The following is a 17202-nucleotide window of genomic DNA, read 5'->3' on the forward strand; positions in this document are numbered from 1 at the left end:
CGGGCTCAGGCCGGCCGGCCGCGGCCCTCCCGCAGCAGCCGGACCAGCGCGTTGGTGGACGAGTCCGAGTCGTACTCCGGCGCGGACGCGCTCTGCAGCTTCGGCGCGAGCTGGTTGGCCATGACCTTGCCCAGCTCCACGCCCCACTGGTCGAACGAGTTGATGCCCCAGACGACGCCCTGGGTGAAGACCCGGTGCTCGTAGGCGGCGACCAGCTGCCCGAGCACCGACGGCGTCAGCTTCGGCGCCACGATCGCGTTGGACGGGTGGTTGCCCGGCATGACCTTGTGCGGGACGACGTCCGGCGCCGTCCCCTCGGCGGCGACCTCCTCGGCCGTGCGGCCGAAGGCCAGCGCGCGCGGCTGGGCCAGGAAGTTGGCCAGGAACAGGTCGTGCATGCCGTCGAGGTCGTGGTTGGGCTGGGCGAAGGCGAGGAAGTCGGCCGGCACCAGCACCGTGCCCTGGTGCAGCAGCTGGTAGAAGGCGTGCTGGCCGTTGGTGCCCGGCTCACCCCACACGATCTCCCCGGTGGCGACGTCGACCGGTGAGCCGTCGAGGGTGACCGACTTGCCGTTGGACTCCATGCACAGCTGCTGCAGGTAGGCGGGGAAGCGCGCCAGGTACTGCGAGTAGGGGAGCACCGCCTGGCTCTGCGCGCCGAAGAAGTCGACGTACCAGACCGAGATCAGGCCCAGCAGCGCCGGCAGGTTCTCCTCGTACGGCGCGGTGCGGAAGTGCTCGTCGACGGTGTGGAAGCCGTCCAGCATCTCCCGGTACTGCTCCGGCCCGATCGCCACCATGAGCGAGAGGCCGATCGCCGAGGTGAACGAGTACCGGCCGCCGACCCAGTCCCAGAAGCCGAACATGTTCTGGGTGTCGATGCCGAACTCCGCGACCTTCTCGGCGTTCGTGGAGACGGCGACGAAGTGCTTGGCGACGGCCTTCTCGTCGCCGCCGAGACCCTCGACCAGCCAGCGGCGGGCCTCCTTGGCGTTGGTCAGCGTCTCCTGGGTGGTGAAGGTCTTCGACGCCACGATGAACAGCGTGGTGGCCGGGTCCAGGTCGCGAGTGGCTTCGGCCAGGTCGGTCGGGTCGATGTTGGAGACGAACCGGAAGGTCAGCGACCGGTCGGAGTGGTCGCGCAGCGCCAGGTAGGCCATGGCCGGCCCGAGGTCCGAGCCGCCGATGCCGATGTTCACCACGGCCCGGATCCGCTCCCCGGTGTGCCCGGTCCACGCCCCGCCGCGCACCCGGTCGGCGAAGTCGGCCATCCGGCCGAGGACCTCGTGCACCTCGGCGTTGACGTCGTGCCCGTCGACGACGAGGCCGCGGGTGGCGGGGTCGCGCAGCGCCACGTGCAGGACGGCGCGGTCCTCGGTGGCGTTGATGTGCTCGCCGCGGAACATCGCCTCGGTGCGCTCGCGCAGGCCCACCCGCTCGGCCAGCGCCGCGAGCAGCCGCACCGTCTCGCGGGTCAGCCGGTTCTTGGAGTAGTCGAGGTACAGGTCTCCGGCGGTGACCACCAGCTCGGTGCCCCGCTGCGGGTCCTCGGCGAACAGGTCGCGCAGGTGCCGGTCGCGCACCGCGCGGTGGTGCTCGGCCAGCGCCTGCCACTCCGCGCTGTTCGTGATGCCCATGGACCCCTCCCGCTCCCGGCCGACGGATCGGCTGCCGTGCCTCCTACCCTGCCGGGAGGCGAGCCGCGGGGCGACCCCAGGCCCCGCCCGCCCCGACGAGAGGACAGGCATGGCACTGCTGGACGACGGCGCGTGGCAGGGGAAGGTCTGGACCGGTGCGTGGACCGACGGGTCGGGCGGCACGTACGACGTGGTCGAGCCCGCGACCGGGGACGTCGTGGGCGCGGTCGGGCGGGCCACTCCGGAGGACGTCGCCGCCGCGGCGGACCGGGCCGCCGAGGCCCAGCGGGCGTGGGCGGCGTTGCCGTTCGAGGACCGGGCGCGGGTGATGCGCCGCGCCGGAGCGGTGCTCGAGGCCTCCGCCGACGAGGTCAAGGGCTGGCTGGCCCGGGAGACCGGCGCCATCCAGCCGTTCGGCGACTTCCAGGTGCACACCACCGCCGCGGAGTGCTACGAGGCCTCGGCGCTGCCCAGCCACCCGTACGGCGAGCTGCTGCGCACCGGGGCGCCGCGGCTGTCCTTCGCCCGCCGGGTGCCGGCGGGCGTGGTCGGCGTCATCGCGCCGTTCAACGTGCCGACCATCCTGGCGATCCGGGCGATCGCCCCGGCGCTGGCGCTCGGCAACGCCGTCGTCCTGAAGCCCGACCCGCGCACCGCCGTCTCCGGCGGCGTCCTCTTCGCCCGCGTCTTCGAGGAGGCCGGCCTGCCGGCCGGCGTGCTCCAGGTCCTGCCCGGCGGCGCGGACGTCGGCGAGGCCCTGGTGACCGCCCCGCCGGTGCGGGTCATCGCGTTCACCGGCTCGACCAGGGCCGGCCGCGCGGTCGGCGCGCTGGCCGGTCAGCACCTCAAGCGCGCGCACCTGGAGCTCGGTGGCAACTCCGCGCTCATCGTGCTGCCCGACGTCGACGTGACCGCGGCGGCCTCGGTGGGTGCGTGGGGCACCTTCGCGCACCAGGGGCAGATCTGCATGGCCACCAGCCGGCACCTGGTGCACGAGTCGATCGCCGAGGAGTACACCGCCGTCCTCACCGAGAAGGTCGAGAAGCTGCCGGTCGGCGACCCGTTCCGCGAGGAGGTGGCGCTGGGCCCGCTGATCGACGCCGGCCAGCGCGACCGCGTGCACGGCCTGGTCACCAGCAGCGTCGAGGGCGGGGCGACGCTGCGCACCGGCGGCACCTTCGAGGGGCTGCTGTACCGGCCCACCGTGCTCGGCGACGTCCCGGTCGAGGCGCCCGCCTACCGGGAGGAGATCTTCGGCCCGGTCGCCCCGGTGACCCCCTTCTCCAGCCTGGACCAGGTGGTGGAGCTGGCCCGCGGCACCGAGTACGGGCTGTCCCTGGGCATCCTCACCCGGGACGTCTACGCCGGCCTCCAGCTGGCCGAGCGGATCCCGTCGGGCCTGGTGCACATCAACGACCAGACGGTCAACGACGAGGCCGTGGCCCCGTTCGGCGGCGTCGGGGCGTCGGGCACCGGCTCCCGGCACGGCGGACCCCAGGCCAACATCGAGGCGTTCACCGAGACCCAGTGGGTCACCCTGCGCGGCGACCTGCCCGCCTACCCCTTCTGACGCTCCGTCAGGATGCGCTCCGCCTGGGCGGCCATGGTGCGCACGACGTCGCCGGCGTCCTCGATCGCGTGGACCTGCCCGACCGCCTCGCCGACGATCATGTTGGCGTGGTCGAGGTCGTCGGCCTCGACGGCGTGCGTGAACTCCGCGCGCGCGTCGTCGAGGTGCTCGACCAGTTCGGTCTCGTGGCCGTGCCAGCGGACCACGAAGTCGTTGGCGAGGACCCGGCCGGTGTAGACGGGGGGCCAGTCCTTGCCGCGGACGATGTCGTAGACGCCGGTGCGCCGGGTGGCGTCGCCGGTGACGGCGAGGGCCCGTGCGTGGGCCGCTCGGGAGACGGCTGCCTGGCGTGTCGCCCAGAAGCGGGTGCCGGCCACGACCCCGTCGGCGCCCAGCGCCAACGCCGCCGCGACGCTGCGGCCGTCGGCGATGCCGCCGGCGGCCAGGAGCAGCACCTCCGGGCGCTGTTCGGCGATGAGGTCGGCGGCCTCGGGCACGAGGGTGAAGGTCGACCGGGTGCCCTTGCCGTGCCCACCGGCCTCGCCGCCCTGCACGCAGACCGCATCAGCGCCGACCTGCAGCGCCTCCTCGACCCCGGCTCGGTCGTGCACCTGGCAGATGAGCGGGACGCCGGCTCGGTGGATGCGCTCGACGTAGGGGCCGGCGTCCCCGAAGGACAGGAAGATCGCGGCCGGCTCGTGCGACAGCGCGATGTCGATGGCGCTGGCGTCGATGCTCCAGGTGATGAAGCCGCACCCGACGCGGGTGCCCCTGGCTGCCGTGAGCTCCCGGCGCAGCCAGTCCTGGTCCCCGTAGCCGCCGCCGATGAGGCCCAGGCCTCCGGCTCGGCTCACGGCGGTGGCGAGCTGCGCGGTGGAGACGACGTCCATCGGTGCGGAGACGATGGGGTGCTCGATCCCGAAGCGCTCGGTGAAGCGGGTGTGCAGGGTCATCGCGTCTCCTCCGTCGGGCTGGCGGTGTGGGTGGTCGGTCGGAGTGGTCAGAGGAGCTCGGCGAGCCGGTCGATGACGGCGCGCGCGGGTCCGGTGGTGGCGGAGCGGAAGCCGGTGCCCGCCCACAGGTGCAGACCGTGCGGGTCCCCGGCGGCAGCCGCGGCCTGCCGGAGCCCGCGGGTCAGGTGGTGGACGGCCGGGTAGCCGGCCGGGCCGGTGGCGCTGTAGCGGTCGGCGAACCGGTTGCGCAGGGAGCGCGCCGGGCGGCCGGTGAACGCGCGGGTGATGACGGTGTCGGGAAACCGCGGATCGGCCAGCGCGTCCTTGTGGGTGCGGGAGGCGCCGCTCTCGTCGGTGCGCAGCAGCAGGGTGCCGACGGCGACGGCCGACGCACCGGCGGCGCGCAGCTCGGCCACGGCCCGTGGGCCGTCGACGCCGCCGGCGGCGATGACCGGGAGCCCGGTCGTCGCGACGACGCTCCGGGTGAGTTCCGCGGTCGGCGTCTCGGTGATCGGCCGGAGGGGGTCGTGGGTGCCGGAGTGCCCGCCGGCGCTGCTGCCCTGCACCACCAGCGCGTCGGCGCCGACGTCGGCGGCCGCGCGGGCTTCCTCCACCGTGGTGACGGTCACCAGCACCCGGCTGCCGGCACGGCGCAGCGCGGCGACCTCGACTGGCCGGGGCAGGCCGAACGTCACCGACACCACCGGCACCGGATCGGCCAGCAGCAGGTCGAGCTTGTCGGCCCACCGGTCGTCGTCGTGGACCGGCGTGGCCTGGGAGAGGTCGAGGCCGTAGCGCTCGGCCTCCGGCTGCAGCTCGCGGGCGTACCGGCGGAGGTCGACCTCGCCGATCTCGGTGGTGCCGGGCGCGAACAGGTTCACCCCGAACGCCGCACCGGTGCGGCGCACCTCGGCGATCTCGGCGGTCAGCGCCTCGGGGGTCTTGTAGCCGCCGGCGAGGAAGGCGAAGGCGCCGGCCCCGGCGACCGCGGTGGCCAGCCCCGGCGTGGTGGCGCCGCCGGCCATCGGCGCGGCGGCCAGCGGCAGCGGGCTGCCCAGCGGATCGGGTGCGGTGCGTGCCATCAGCGCCTCTCCAGCGTCCCGGGACGGTCGGTGGGTCTCGCGACGAGCCCGACGACGACGCTAGGCAGCGGACGCCGCGACCGGAAATGCCGCTGCGACCGCGCCTATGCTCCGCGGGCATGGATGTGGAGCTGCGCCACCTGCGCGCCTTCACCGCGGTCGCGACCCACCGCTCCTTCACCGCCGCCGGCCGGGAGCTGCTGATCGGCCAGCCCGCGCTCACGCGCACCGTCCAGCAGCTGGAGGCCGCGCTCGGGGTGCGGCTGCTGGAACGGACGTCCCGATCGGTCGAGCTCACCGACGTCGGCCGGGACTTCCTCGACCGCAGCCGCGCCGTCCTCGCCGACCTCGACCGGGCGATCCTGGCCGTCCGCGGTGAGCAGGAGCTGCGGCTCGGCTTCCAGTGGGTCCTGCCCGACCCCTGGGCCACCGAGACGATCACCGGGTTCGAGCAGGCCACCGGGGCGAGGGTCACCCTCCTGCGCCGCGACGACGTCGCCGCCGCCCTGGAGGCCGGTGACCTCGACGTGGCCATCACCCGCACCCGGCTCACCACGTCGGGGACGGTGCAGACGCCCCTGTTCGACGAGGACCGCGTCGCTGCCCTCAGCACCCGTTCCCCGCTGGCGGGCGAGGACGCCATCGACTGGCTGGCGCTGGCCGCCGAGCCGATCGTCGTCAACACCGTCAACGGCACCACGCGACCGGACTCCTGGCCGGCGGAGCACCGCCCGACGCGGGTGGTGACCTGCGGCAACTACGACGAGTGGCTGCACCTGGTCGCCACCGGCCGCGGCGTCGGCGCCGTCCCCCGGTCGGCCGCCCGCACCGGCACCCACCCCGGCGTCACGTTCGTCCCCCTGACCGGGGCGCCACCGGTCTCCGTCTGCCTCGCCTACCGGCCCCGCCACAGCAGTCCGCTGGTGCGCCGGTTCGTCACCTGCGCCGCGACCGCGGCCACCGCTCATCCCGTGTAGGCGTGGCGGACGGGCGTGCCACAAAGCCGCCGAGGTGCGCCACAGTGGGCCGCTCGGGGCGTCCACCCGAGCCGGCCGGGCGTCATCGACTGGTCGCCGTGTCATCTCGTCGACATGGCGACCAGCCGACACGGCGACGAACCGACAGGTGGTCCGGGGAGGTCAGAACGGTGCGGGATCGGCGGCGCTCCGGGGAGGCGGGTCCGGCCGTGCAGCGCCGTCTCCCTCCGGCGGTTCCGGTACCGGTGGTCGCAGCCCGGGGGTCGCGGAGTGGCGACCGGCCCACCTGGCGTTCTCAGTCGAGGAGGGCGCAGGGGTCAGTGGCGGGCTCCTGCAGCGCGGGCGGCGTCCGTCCTCGGCTCGGTCACCAGCCGCGGGCGGCCGGCGTACAGCCCGGCTCCGAGCTGGAGGACCTGCAGGACGGCCAGGACGACCAGCCCCGCGCGCCACGCGCCGGTCGCGTCGTGCAGCAGGCCGACGGCCAGCGGACCGGTCGCGGCCAGCAGGTACCCGACGCTCTGCGCGGCCGCCGACAGCCGGCCGGTCTGGGCGACGTCCCGGGTGCGCACCAGCACCAGGGTCAGGGCCAGCGGGAACGCCGTCCCCGTGCCCAGGCCCCACAGCACCGCCCACACCGCCGGGGCGGCCGTGGGCGCGACGAGCAACCCGAGGATCCCGACGGTCGACAGCAGCGTCGCGCCGACCACCCACCCGACCTGGGACCGCGCCCGCGCCGCCAGCGGCGGCACGACGAGCGCGCAGGGTGCGCCGAACGCGGCGGCGACGGCCACGAGCGCCCCGGCGGTGACCGCGGACGTGCCGGCGTCGTCCTCCAGGACGTCGGCCAGCCAGGTGAGCATCACGTAGAAGGCCAGCGACTGGAGGCCGAAGAAGACCGTCACCGCCAGCGCCACCCGGTCGCGGAGGACGGCGACCACCGGCGGCCGGGCCACCCGCGGGCCGGCCGCGGGCCCGCGGCGCCGGGCGAGCAGGGCCATCGCGGCGGCCGCGAGCAGCACCGGTGCGGACCACACGGTCAGCCCGGCGACCGCGCTGCCGGTCGCCGTCGTCAGCGGCTGGGCCAGGCCCGCGCCCAGGCTCGCGGAGAACCCCATCGCGGCGGTCGCCGCGCCCAGCACCGGTGCCGCGCGGCGCCCGTACGCGGCCCGCGCGGCCGCCGGGACCAGCACGTTGCCCACCGCGATCCCCGCCGACAGCAGCACGGTGCCGGCGTAGAGACCCCAGGTGCCGGCCGTGCGCAGGGCGATGCCGGCGGCGAGCACGGCCAGGCCGACCAGGACGGCGCGCTGGACGCCGAGCCGCGCGGCCAAGGCGGGCGCGACGGGGGAGACCAGGCCGAAGCAGACCAGCGGGAGCGCGGGCAGCACCGACAGCGCGGCCTGCGGCACGGACAGCTCGGTGCCCAGCTCGCCGAGGACCGGCCCGACGGCCGAGAACGGCGCGCGCAGGCACAGGGCGGCCAGCACCAGGGCGGCGGCGGGCGCGAGCGCCACCCACCAGCGGCGTGGGGAGCCGGTCTCGTTCGCCGGGTCGGCGGTCTGCACGCGCGTTCCTCCAGGGGGTCGGGGACGCCCATCGTCGCGCAGCACCGGCCGGCCGCTCCGCAGCGGTGGTGGGCTGCGGAGGACCCCGGGTCTGGGTGGCGCACCGGGACGACGCCGGCGCGCGCGAGGCTGCCCGCAGGCGGCGGTCGCGTCGTCGTGGCCGACGTCAGGTGCCGGTGGGGCCGACCGGGTGGCGACCCAGCTCCTCCGCCGGCTCCGGGTCACACCCGTCCGCGGAGGATGCGGCGGAAGTAGATCTGCGGGAGGACGTAGCGGTCGAAGAACCACGTCGCACGGCGGGGCTTGGCCAGGTCGACCCACCGGGCCGTCGGGGTGGGTCGACCATCGCGGCCGACCTCGACCAGCAGCAGCTTCCGGCGTTCGACGGTGATCGGTACGACGGTGTAGCCGTCGTACCGCTGCATCTCCTCCCCGTCCCGGGCGGCGGCGAGGTTCTGCGCCAGGACGTCGACCTGCTTCCGCAGCGCCCCACCGGAGGGGCGGGTCGCCACGTTCGCGGCGTCGCCGAGGGCCCAGATCGCCTCGTGCTGGCGGTGGCGCAGGGTGGAGGGGTCGATGTCGACGAGGCCCGGCGCGGCGTCGACGGTGAGACCACTGTCCGCGATCCAGCCCGGGGCCCGGTAGTGGGGGACCGCGTGCGCGAAGGCGACGTGCTCGAGCACCCGCCGTCCGGTGCGCGACGCGACCGTGACGGCATGGACGTCCCAGTCCACCCGCTCGATGCGGGCCTCGCGGAGCACCTCGACGCCGTAGGAGGCGAGGGCGCGTTCCAGCACCTCGTCGGCTCACGGCACGCCTGTCGCGGACCGATCCGGCAGGACGAACCGGACCTCGAGGTCGTGCAGGACGCCGGCGCGCCGCCAGTGGTCGCACGCCATGAACAGCGGCTTGAGCGCGGTCGGACCGCAGGACGCGGGCTCCGGTGGCACCGTGAAGACCACCGAGCCGCGTTGCAGCGACCGCACCCTCGGCCACACCTGTGGTGCGGCGCCGGGGACGTACGTGGAGGCGGCCCACCCGTCGGCGTACGCCGACTGCAGTCCCGGCGTGGCCGCCCAGTCCTCCACGAGGCCGGGGCAGAGGACGAGGGTCGAGCAGTGCAGCGTGCGTCCTCCGCGCGTGCGCACGGTCATGGCGGTCGGATCGACCGCCTCGACGCTGTCACGGATCCACGCGCACCCGTCCGGGATGACGTCCCGCAGGGGGCGTTCCAGGTCCGCCATCGCCGCCTGCCCCGCGCCGACGTAGTTGAGCAGCGGCTTGTACCGGTGCACCGGCTGAGGGGCCACGATGGCGACGTCCGGAGCGCCGTCGCGGGCCAGCCGCGCGCCCAGGGAGATGCCGGCGTTGCCGCCGCCGACGATCAGCACCTCGTGACGGTCCATGTCCGCTCCCCGCAGTGCGTCGACGTCGAATCCCCTCGTCCCGGACGCTAGCGGCTGCCCTGCACGGCCATCGGACGGCGTGACGGAGGGGGAGACCGCGACGCCGCCTGCGGGGAACCCCGCTCAGCGGGGGACGACCGCGCCGCGGAAGCGGAGCGTCTGGCCCGGCCGTAGCTGGCCGCAGCGGTCGACGTCGGCGTCCTCGACGTAGCCGATCACCGGGTAGCCGCCGGTCACCGGGGCGTCGGCCAGGAAGAGCACCGGCTGCCCGGACGGCGGCACCTGCAGCGCGCCGCGCACCATGCCCTCGCTGGCCAGCTCGCCGGTCCGCGACCGCTCCAGCGCGACCCCGGCCAGCCGCAGGCCGATCCGGTTGCTCTCGCCGGTCACCTCCCAGGCGGTCGTGGTCAGGGCGGCCGCGGCCTCGGCGGGGAACCAGTCGGCGCGCGGGCCGGGCAGCACCCGCACGGTCACCTCGCCGCCGGGCGGGTCGGGCACCGGCGCGAGGTCCACCCCCGGCATGGGTGCCGTGGGCTCGCCGACGGGCAGCACGTCACCGGCGGAGAGCGCCGGCGGGCCGAGGCCGGAGAGCAGGTCGGTCGAGCGGCTGCCGAGCACCGGCTCGACGGCGATCCCGCCGCGGGCGGCGACGTAGGTGCGCAGCCCCGTCGGCGGCAGGCCCAGCCGCAGCTCGCGCCCGGCCCGCAGCACCGTCGGGGCGTTGTGCGCGCCGGAGCACCGGGCGCCGGTCGTGGCCACCACCAGGTCCGCGCCCGCGCGCAGCACGAGCCCGCCGAGGGTCACCTCGAGCACGGCGGCGTCCGGGTGGTTGCCCACCAGCCGGTTGGCCAGCCGCATGGCGGCCCGGTCGCAGGCGCCGGACCGGCCGATGCCGAGCGCGCCCTGCCCGGGCCGGCCGCCGTCCTGGACGGTGGTCAGCGGGCCGGTCGCCAGCACGGTGAGGGAGCGCGTCGCTCCGCCCTCCGACGCAGCAGGCCCGGTCGCGTGACCTCCGTGCAGCGTCACCGGACCTCCGTGAAGCGGACCCGGACGCCGGGACGCAGCAGCGCCGCCGGCTCGCGGTCGACGTCGAAGACGCGGACGTCGGTGCGACCGATGAGCTGCCAGCCACCCGGGGACTCCCGCGGGTAGACGCCGCTGAACTCACCGGCCAGTGCCACCGAGCCGGGCGGCACCTTGGTCCGCGGGCTGCTCCGGCGCGGGACGTGCCACGGCTCGCCGTCGGGGGTCAGGTAGCCGAAGCCGGGGGCGAAGCCGCAGAAGGCGACGGTCCACTCCGTGCCGGTGTGCCGGCGCACCACCTCGCCGGCGTCCACACCCAGGTGCGCGGCGACGTCGGCCAGGTCGGCGCCGTCGTAGACCACCGGCAGCTCGACCAGCTCCCCGCCGTCCCGCCGGCCGGAGCGCGGCGTCGTCTGCCGCACCGCCTGCTCCACGGCCGCGAGGCTGGTCACCGCGGGGTCGGTCACCAGCAGCACGGTGCGCGCCGCGGGGACGACGTCCACCACCCCCTCGAGCGGCTCGGCCGTGAGCGCGGCGTACAGCCCGAGGACCTCGTCGAGGTCGTCGAGCTCGACCAGCAGCGCGGTCGACCCGCTGGGCAGGACGTGCATCAAGCGGCGAACGGTGCCAGCGGGACCCCGGCCGCGGTGAGGGCCTCGCGCACCTGCCGGGCGATCGCCACCGCGCCGGGGGTGTCGCCGTGGACGCAGATCGAGTCCGGCGCCAGCCGCAGCAGGCCGCCCTCGACGTCGGTGACCGGCTCGCCGGTGGCCATCGCGACGCAGCGGCGGGCGATCTCGCCGGGGTCGTGCAGCACGGCGCCGGGCAGCCGGCGGGAGACCAGCGTGCCCTCCGGGGTGTACTCGCGGTCGGCGAACGCCTCGGCCACCGTCGTCAGCCCCGCCTCGTCGGCCAGCCGCAGCCAGGCCGAACCGGGCAGGCCGAGCACCGGCAGCTCGCGGTCGTACGCGACCACCGCCCGCACCACCGCCGCCGCCTGCTCCTCGTGGCTGACGATCGTGTTGTAGAGCGCGCCGTGCGGCTTGACGTAGCGCACCCGGGTGCCGGCGACCCGGGCGAAGGCCTCCAGCGCGCCGATCTGGTAGAGCACGTCGGCGGTCAGCTCGTCGGGCTCGACGTCGACGAAGCGGCGGCCGAAGCCGGCCAGGTCGCGGTAGGAGACCTGGGCGCCGACGGCCACCCCGGCCTCGGCGGCGCGGGCGCAGACCCGCCGCATGATCGACGGGTCGCCGGCGTGGAAGCCGCAGGCCACGTTGGCGCTGGTGACGACGTCCAGCAGCGCCTCGTCGTCGCCCAACCGCCACTGGCCGAAGCCCTCACCGAGGTCGGAGTTGAGGTCCATCCCGACAGCCCCCCTCACGAGAACAGCGCGATCACCGGGCGGACCGAGTTGACCGCCAGGTAGATCGTCAGCAGCCACGCCACCCAGCCGACGACGAGCAGCCAGCGCGGGTAGTGGTACCCGTGCATCAGGTCCGACCGGCGGGTGGCCACCCAGAGGATCACCGCGATCCCGATCGGCAGCAGCAGCCCGTTGAACGCGCCGGCGAAGACCAGCAGCGTCGTCGGCGCCGCGCCGATGAGCAGGAACGCCAGCGTGGTCACGGCGATGAAGCCGACCACCAGCAGCGTGCGGGTGCGGTCGCTCGTGCGGGTGCGGGAGGTGACGAAGGAGATCGTCGTGTAGGAGGCGCCGATGACGCTGGTGATCGCGGCGGCCCACAGCACGACGCCGAAGACCCGCAACCCGACCTCGCCCGCCGCGATCTGGAAGGCGTTGGCCGCCTGGTTCTCCGTGCCGAGGTCGGCACCACCGGCCACCACCCCCAGGATGGCGAGGAAGAGGACCACCCGCATGATCCCGGTGATCACGATCCCGGTGACCGAGCCGCGGGTGATGTCGCGGACGTGCTCCCGGCCGGTCACCCCGGAGTCGAGCAACCGGTGGGCGCCGGCGTAGACGATGTAGCCGCCGATCGTGCCGCCGACCAGCGTGGTGATCGCCAGGAAGGAGACCTCCTCGGGGAGGACGACGTTGCGCAGCGCCCGGCCCACCGGCGGGCCCGAGGTGATCGCGATGTAGGCGGTCAGCACGATCATCAGCAGGCCGAGGACGACGACGATCCGGTCGACGGCGACCCCCGCCCGGCGGCTGAGGAAGATCCCGATGGCGATGACGGCGGAGATCGCGCCGCCGATCCTCGGGTCCAGGCCGAGCATCGCGTCGAACCCGAGGCCCGCGCCCGCGACGTTGCCGATGTTGAACACCAGCCCGCCGATCAGCAGGAAGGCGGCCATCACCCAGCCGAGACCGGGAGCGACGAGGTTTCCCAGCTCCTGGGCCCGCCGGCCGCTGACCCCGATCACCCGCCACACGTTCAGCTGCAGCGCGATGTCGATGACGATCGAGACGGCGATGGCGAAGGCGAACGCGGCACCCAGCTGGACGGTGAACGTCGTCGTCTGGGTGATGAAGCCCGGGCCGATGGCCGAGGTCGCCATGAGGAACATCGCGCCGAGCAGGGTGGAGCGCGTGCCCGCGGCCATGCGGCTGCTGGTAGGGGCGGGGGTGGCGGGGGCGGGTCCGTGGCTCTGCGACATGGGCTTCTCCACGACGGCGGGGGTCCGACGCTAGGGGCCCTTGCAGGGAGCGGCAACGCGAGGGCGGGCGGCGCTCCGTCCGCGCCGGCGGCGGGCCGCTCGGGGACGATCATGGAGTCGGCGCGGCGACACGCCGGGGCTCGTCCGCGTGTCGCCCCCGCAGCTCCATGATCGTCCGCGGGGTCGGACAGGTCAGTGGGCCAGGGACAGCAGAGGGGGACCTGCGGGCGAGCCGGGCGGGAGTGGGCGGGGGACCATGGGCACCTGGCCTCTCGCGACCGACCGAGGAGGACCCCGTGACCGCCACGATGCCCGCCGCCGACCCCGCGGTCGCCCGTGAGCACTACCGCGCCGGCCTCGCCGTCCCGTCGTCGGGCTGGGCGCCCGGCTACACCCAGGCCAACCTCGTCGTCGTCCCGCAGGACTGGGCCTACGACGTGCTGCTGTTCGGGCAGCGCAACCCGAAGCCGGTGCCCCTGCTCGACGTGACCGACGCGGGGTCGACGTCCACCGCGCTGGCGCCTGGGGCGGACCTGCGCACCGACCTGCCGCGCTACCGGGTGTGGCGGGACGGCGAGCTGGTCGACGAGCCGACCGACGTCGTCGACCTGTGGCGCGACGACCTGGTGACCTTCCTCATCGGGTGCAGCTTCAGCTTCGAGACCGCGCTGCTGGACGCCGGTGTGCCGGTGCGCAACATCGAGCAGGGCCGCAACGTGTCGATGTACCGCACGAACCGGGCCTGCCGCCCCGCCGGCCGGCTGTCCGGACCGCTGGTGGTGTCGATGCGGCCGGTGCCCGGCGAGCTGGTGGCCGCCGCGGTGCAGGTGACCGCCCGGATGCCGCAGGTGCACGGGGCGCCGGTGCACGTCGGTGTGCCCGAGGCCCTGGGCATCGCCGACCTCGCCCGGCCGGACTTCGGCGACCCGGTCGAGTTCGCCGACGGCGACGTCCCGGTGTTCTGGGCCTGCGGGGTCACCCCGCAGGCGGCGCTCATGGCCTCCCGGCCGCCGTTCGCGATCACCCACGCGCCGGGGCACATGTTCGTCACCGACATACCCGACGCGGTCTACCGCCAGAGCTGAGGCCCAGATCCGCCGACCTCGCTGCAGGACCCCGCCGGCCCCGTCCCGGGTCCCACCCTGAGCTTGCGAAGGGTGGGGAGGACGGGGTCCTCAATCCGTGCCGGACTCCATCGCGGCCCGGTCGAGCAGCTGCTCGTCGGCGGCGACCGTGCCGCGGGAGGCGATGGCCTCCGCACCTCCGGCGGCCATGGCACCGATCAGCCCGGTCGAGGCCGCCTGCGCGGCGCCGATCAGCTGCGGGTGCCCGCTGCCGACCATGCCGAGGGCCGCGTACTGCTCCAGCTTGGCCCGGGAGTCGGCGATGTCGAGGTTGCGCATGGTCAGCTGGCCGATCCGGTCCGACGGGCCGAAGGCGGAGTCCTCGGTGCGCTCCATCGACAGCTTGTCCGGGTGGTAGCTGAACGCCGGGCCGGTGGTGTCGAGGATCGAGTAGTCCTCGCCGCGCCGCAGCCGCAGCGTGACCTCGCCGGTGACCGCCGTCCCGACCCAGCGCTGCAGGGCCTCCCGGAGCATCAGCGCCTGCGGGTCCAGCCAGCGGCCCTCGTACATGAGCCGGCCGAGTCGCCGGCCCTCGCTGTGGTAGGTGGCGAGGGTGTCCTCGTTGTGGATGGCGTTGACCAGCCGCTCGTAGGCCGCGTGCAGCAGCGCCATGCCCGGGGCCTCGTAGATGCCGCGGCTCTTGGCCTCGATGACGCGGTTCTCGATCTGGTCGGACATGCCCAGCCCGTGCCGGCCGCCGATCGCGTTGGCCGCCAGCACCAGGTCCACGGCGGTGTCGAACGTCTTGCCGTCGATCGCCACCGGACGGCCCTGCTCGAAGCGGATCGTCACGTCCTCGGGCTCGATGTCGACCGCCGGGTCCCAGAATCGCACACCCATGATCGGCTCGACGATCTCGACGCCGGTGTCCAGGTGCTCGAGGGCCTTGGCCTCGTGGGTGGCGCCCCAGATGTTGGCGTCGGTGGAGTAGGCCTTCTCCGCGCTGTCCCGGTAGGGCAGACCGTGCGCGGTCAGCCACTCCGACATCTCCTTGCGGCCGCCGAGCTCGGTGACGAAGTCGGCGTCCAGCCACGGCTTGTAGACCCGCAGCGAGGGGTTGGCCAGCAGGCCGTACCGGTAGAAGCGCTCGATGTCGTTGCCCTTGAAGGTCGAGCCGTCGCCCCAGATCTGGACGTCGTCCTCGAGCATGGCGCGCACCAGCAGGGTGCCGGTGACCGCGCGGCCCAGCGGGGTGGTGTTGAAGTAGCTGCGCCCCCCCGAGCGGATGTGAAACGCCCCGCAGGTCAGGGCCGCCAGGCCCTCCTCGACGAGCGCCGCACGGGCGTCGACCAGCCGGGCGACCTCCGCGCCGTAGGCGGCGGCGCGCCCGGGCACCGAGCTGATGTCGGGCTCGTCGTACTGGCCGATGTCGGCGGTGTAGGTGCAGGGCACCGCGCCCTTGTCGCGCATCCACGCGACCGCCACCGAGGTGTCGAGACCGCCGGAGAAGGCGATCCCGACGCGTTGGCCGACGGGCAGGGAGGTGAGCACCTTGGACACGCGAAGAAGTATGCACGACTGTGAATGACCATGCGTCGCCGGGTCGGCAGCCCCACGGACCGGTTGGCCGGGCCGAGTGGGCGGTCGCGGTCGCCGGGCGCGGCGTGTCGGCGCCCGCCGCCGACCGCACCTGCTCACTCGGCCTCGGGGCGCCTCGGCGGGATCACCCCCGGACGACGTCGTAGCGGATGCAGACGAACTCGCCGTTGACCGCCTCCTCGGTGCGGACCAGCTCCAGCCGGCGCGGCAGCAGCGGTGCCCCGCCGCCGAGGGTGACCGGCGCGATCGCCACGACCACCTCGTCGAGCAGGCCGCGGTCGGCGAACTGGCCGGCCAGGTCGCCGCCGCCCACGATCCACACGTCGCGGTCCCCGGCGGCGGCGACCATCTGCGCGTGCACCTCCGCGACGTCGGCCGCGGTGAACCGGATGTCCGCGTCCGGGTACGCGGTCAGCTGCCGGTGCGTGAACACCCACGCGGGCACGGTGTAGGCCCACGCGCCGGGGTCGTGCTCCTGCACCCACTGGTAGGTCGTCGCGCCCATCGCCAGTGCGCCGACCCGCTTCTCGAACTCCGCGTACCCCATCGGGCCGTGCTCGTCGGAGTGCCGGGAGAGCAGCCAGTCCAGCGAGTGGTGCTCGTCGGCGATGAAGCCGTCGAGGCTGGTCGCGGTGTAGTAGACGGTGCGCGTCATCGGTCCCTCCTGGTCAGCCACTCGATGGGGTCCCCGGTGTCGACGGCCAGGCCGGCGTCCCGGAGCAGGTGGCGCACCAGCAGCCGCCGGTGCGCCGAGAAGGTGAGGACGTGGGCGACGACGCTGCCGAGGACGAAGGTCTCCGGCGGCTCGCACAGCGCGTCGACCAGCCGGTCGCCCCACGCGCCGCGGCGGGCGACGTCCCGGACGGCGGCCAGCCAGCGGGGCGCCACGGCGTCGTGCCGGGCCAGCAGGGTGGCCGGGTCGTCGGCGCCGCGGGCGGGGTGCCCGGCGCCCTCGATCGAGGCCAGCCACACCTCCTTGCTCCACACCAGCGTGTCCAGGACCGCGGCGACCGACTCCTCGGGGCCGTCCCAGGGGAGCACCGAGTGCCCGGGCAGCCGGGTGCGCCGGTACTCCCCGTCCGGGAGCGCCTTCGCGGCCTCGAGCAGGGCTCGGGTGTCCTCGACGTCGTGGTGCACCAGCAGGGCGGTCACCTCGTCCGGGGTGCCGCGCCGGCCCTCGTCGGCGACCCACAGCGAGGTCGGCGGGTGGAAGTGGATGCCGTTGGGCGCCGGCAGCCAGTGCTCGTCGCGGGTGCGCGGGCGGTCGTCGTCCGGCGTGCCGGGGGAGCGGCCGTAGGCGCGGGCGAAGGCGCGGGCGAAGCCCTCGACCGACTCGTAGCCGGCGGCGAAGGCGGCCGCGGTGACGCTCGACCCCTCGCGCAGCTGCCACGCCGCCCGCTCCAGCAGCACCCGGCGGCGCAGGGCCACCGGCGGCTCCCCGGCGCCCCGGCTCACCTGCCGGGCGAAGTACCAGGGGCTGGCGAAGGCGTCGCCGGCCATGTCGGGCAGCGTGCGGTTGTCCTCGTCGAGGACGGCGTCGAGCAGTTCGCGGAGTCGGTCCCGCCCGGGGAGGGGGTCGTCGTCGGCCACGTCGAGGAGTCTGGCCGGGGACGGCGGTCCCGCGCCCGACCGTTCTTGCGCTCCTTCGCGACCGCCGGCCCGATGTCCGGTCCGTCGTGCGACCGGGGTTCCGGAGGCCCGGAC

At 75.0% G+C, this 17202-nt stretch carries 16 protein-coding genes; 3 read left to right on the forward strand and 13 right to left on the reverse strand.

Annotated elements, in window-relative coordinates; genetic code table 11:
- Positions 1-5 precede the first annotated feature (5 nt).
- Positions 6-1637 (reverse strand): glucose-6-phosphate isomerase, encoded by a 1632-nt coding sequence (gene pgi / locus ACI79G_RS00090; RefSeq protein WP_456878587.1) that lies wholly within the window; start codon positions 1635-1637, stop codon positions 6-8.
- Between the two features lie 109 nt (positions 1638-1746).
- Here pgi and ACI79G_RS00095 point away from each other — a divergent pair, with 109 nt between their 5' ends.
- Positions 1747-3207 (forward strand): benzaldehyde dehydrogenase, encoded by a 1461-nt coding sequence (locus tag ACI79G_RS00095; RefSeq protein WP_456878589.1) that lies wholly within the window; start codon positions 1747-1749, stop codon positions 3205-3207.
- Here the strand turns inward: ACI79G_RS00095 and ACI79G_RS00100 are convergent.
- Positions 3195-4160 (reverse strand): NAD(P)H-dependent flavin oxidoreductase, encoded by a 966-nt coding sequence (locus ACI79G_RS00100; RefSeq protein ID WP_456878590.1) that lies wholly within the window; start codon positions 4158-4160, stop codon positions 3195-3197. The two genes, ACI79G_RS00095 and ACI79G_RS00100, sit on opposite strands and share 13 nt — an antisense overlap.
- A gap of 47 nt (positions 4161-4207) precedes the next feature.
- The gene (locus tag ACI79G_RS00105; protein ID WP_456878592.1) at positions 4208-5242 is read right to left on the reverse strand and encodes an NAD(P)H-dependent flavin oxidoreductase; all 1035 of its coding nucleotides are present in this window, start codon (positions 5240-5242) and stop codon (positions 4208-4210) included.
- Between the two features lie 119 nt (positions 5243-5361).
- Here ACI79G_RS00105 and ACI79G_RS00110 point away from each other — a divergent pair, with 119 nt between their 5' ends.
- On the forward strand, positions 5362-6219 hold the full coding sequence (locus ACI79G_RS00110) for a LysR family transcriptional regulator (protein WP_456878594.1): 858 nt from the start codon (positions 5362-5364) through the stop codon (positions 6217-6219).
- 317 nt (positions 6220-6536) lie between these two features.
- On the opposite strand, the gene ACI79G_RS00115 is transcribed toward ACI79G_RS00110, so the two are convergent.
- The 7 genes from ACI79G_RS00115 to ACI79G_RS00145 form a co-directional block, all read right to left on the reverse strand.
- A complete protein-coding gene (locus ACI79G_RS00115; protein WP_456878596.1) occupies positions 6537-7784 on the reverse strand; it encodes an MFS transporter in 1248 nt (415 codons plus the stop codon).
- A 221-nt stretch (positions 7785-8005) separates the two neighbouring features.
- The gene (locus ACI79G_RS00120) at positions 8006-8581 is read right to left on the reverse strand and encodes a hypothetical protein (RefSeq protein ID WP_456878598.1); all 576 of its coding nucleotides are present in this window, start codon (positions 8579-8581) and stop codon (positions 8006-8008) included.
- Positions 8582-8590: 9 nt separating this feature from the next.
- Positions 8591-9190, reverse strand: coding sequence for a hypothetical protein (locus tag ACI79G_RS00125; RefSeq protein WP_456878600.1), 600 nt, complete (start codon positions 9188-9190; stop codon positions 8591-8593).
- Between the two features lie 123 nt (positions 9191-9313).
- Positions 9314-10147: a 5-oxoprolinase subunit C family protein gene (locus ACI79G_RS00130; protein ID WP_456878602.1), complete on the reverse strand. Its 834-nt coding sequence runs from the start codon at positions 10145-10147 to the stop codon at positions 9314-9316.
- A gap of 65 nt (positions 10148-10212) precedes the next feature.
- Entirely contained in the window at positions 10213-10824 is a 612-nt protein-coding gene (locus ACI79G_RS00135) for a 5-oxoprolinase subunit B family protein (protein ID WP_456878604.1), read from the reverse strand.
- Positions 10824-11576: a LamB/YcsF family protein gene (locus ACI79G_RS00140; protein ID WP_456878606.1), complete on the reverse strand. Its 753-nt coding sequence runs from the start codon at positions 11574-11576 to the stop codon at positions 10824-10826. Before ACI79G_RS00140 ends, ACI79G_RS00135 begins: the two co-directional genes overlap by 1 nt.
- A 14-nt stretch (positions 11577-11590) precedes the next feature.
- The gene (locus ACI79G_RS00145) at positions 11591-12781 is read right to left on the reverse strand and encodes an NRAMP family divalent metal transporter (protein WP_456878608.1); all 1191 of its coding nucleotides are present in this window, start codon (positions 12779-12781) and stop codon (positions 11591-11593) included.
- Positions 12782-13131: 350 nt separating this feature from the next.
- Here ACI79G_RS00145 and ACI79G_RS00150 point away from each other — a divergent pair, with 350 nt between their 5' ends.
- Positions 13132-13920, forward strand: a complete 789-nt coding sequence (locus ACI79G_RS00150; protein WP_456878610.1) for a putative hydro-lyase — start codon at positions 13132-13134, stop codon at positions 13918-13920.
- Between the two features lie 90 nt (positions 13921-14010).
- Here ACI79G_RS00150 and argG read toward each other — a convergent pair whose 3' ends face one another.
- The 3 genes from argG to ACI79G_RS00165 all read right to left on the reverse strand — a co-directional run bounded on the left by argG (position 14011) and on the right by ACI79G_RS00165 (position 17088).
- Entirely contained in the window at positions 14011-15459 is a 1449-nt protein-coding gene (gene argG / locus ACI79G_RS00155) for an argininosuccinate synthase (protein ID WP_456878612.1), read from the reverse strand.
- A 163-nt stretch (positions 15460-15622) separates the two neighbouring features.
- A complete protein-coding gene (locus ACI79G_RS00160) occupies positions 15623-16153 on the reverse strand; it encodes a dihydrofolate reductase family protein (RefSeq protein WP_456878614.1) in 531 nt (176 codons plus the stop codon).
- Positions 16150-17088 (reverse strand): helix-turn-helix domain-containing protein, encoded by a 939-nt coding sequence (locus ACI79G_RS00165; protein WP_456878616.1) that lies wholly within the window; start codon positions 17086-17088, stop codon positions 16150-16152. Before ACI79G_RS00165 ends, ACI79G_RS00160 begins: the two co-directional genes overlap by 4 nt.
- Positions 17089-17202: the final 114 nt, after the last annotated feature.

The organism is Geodermatophilus sp. SYSU D00779, assembly GCF_054050595.1.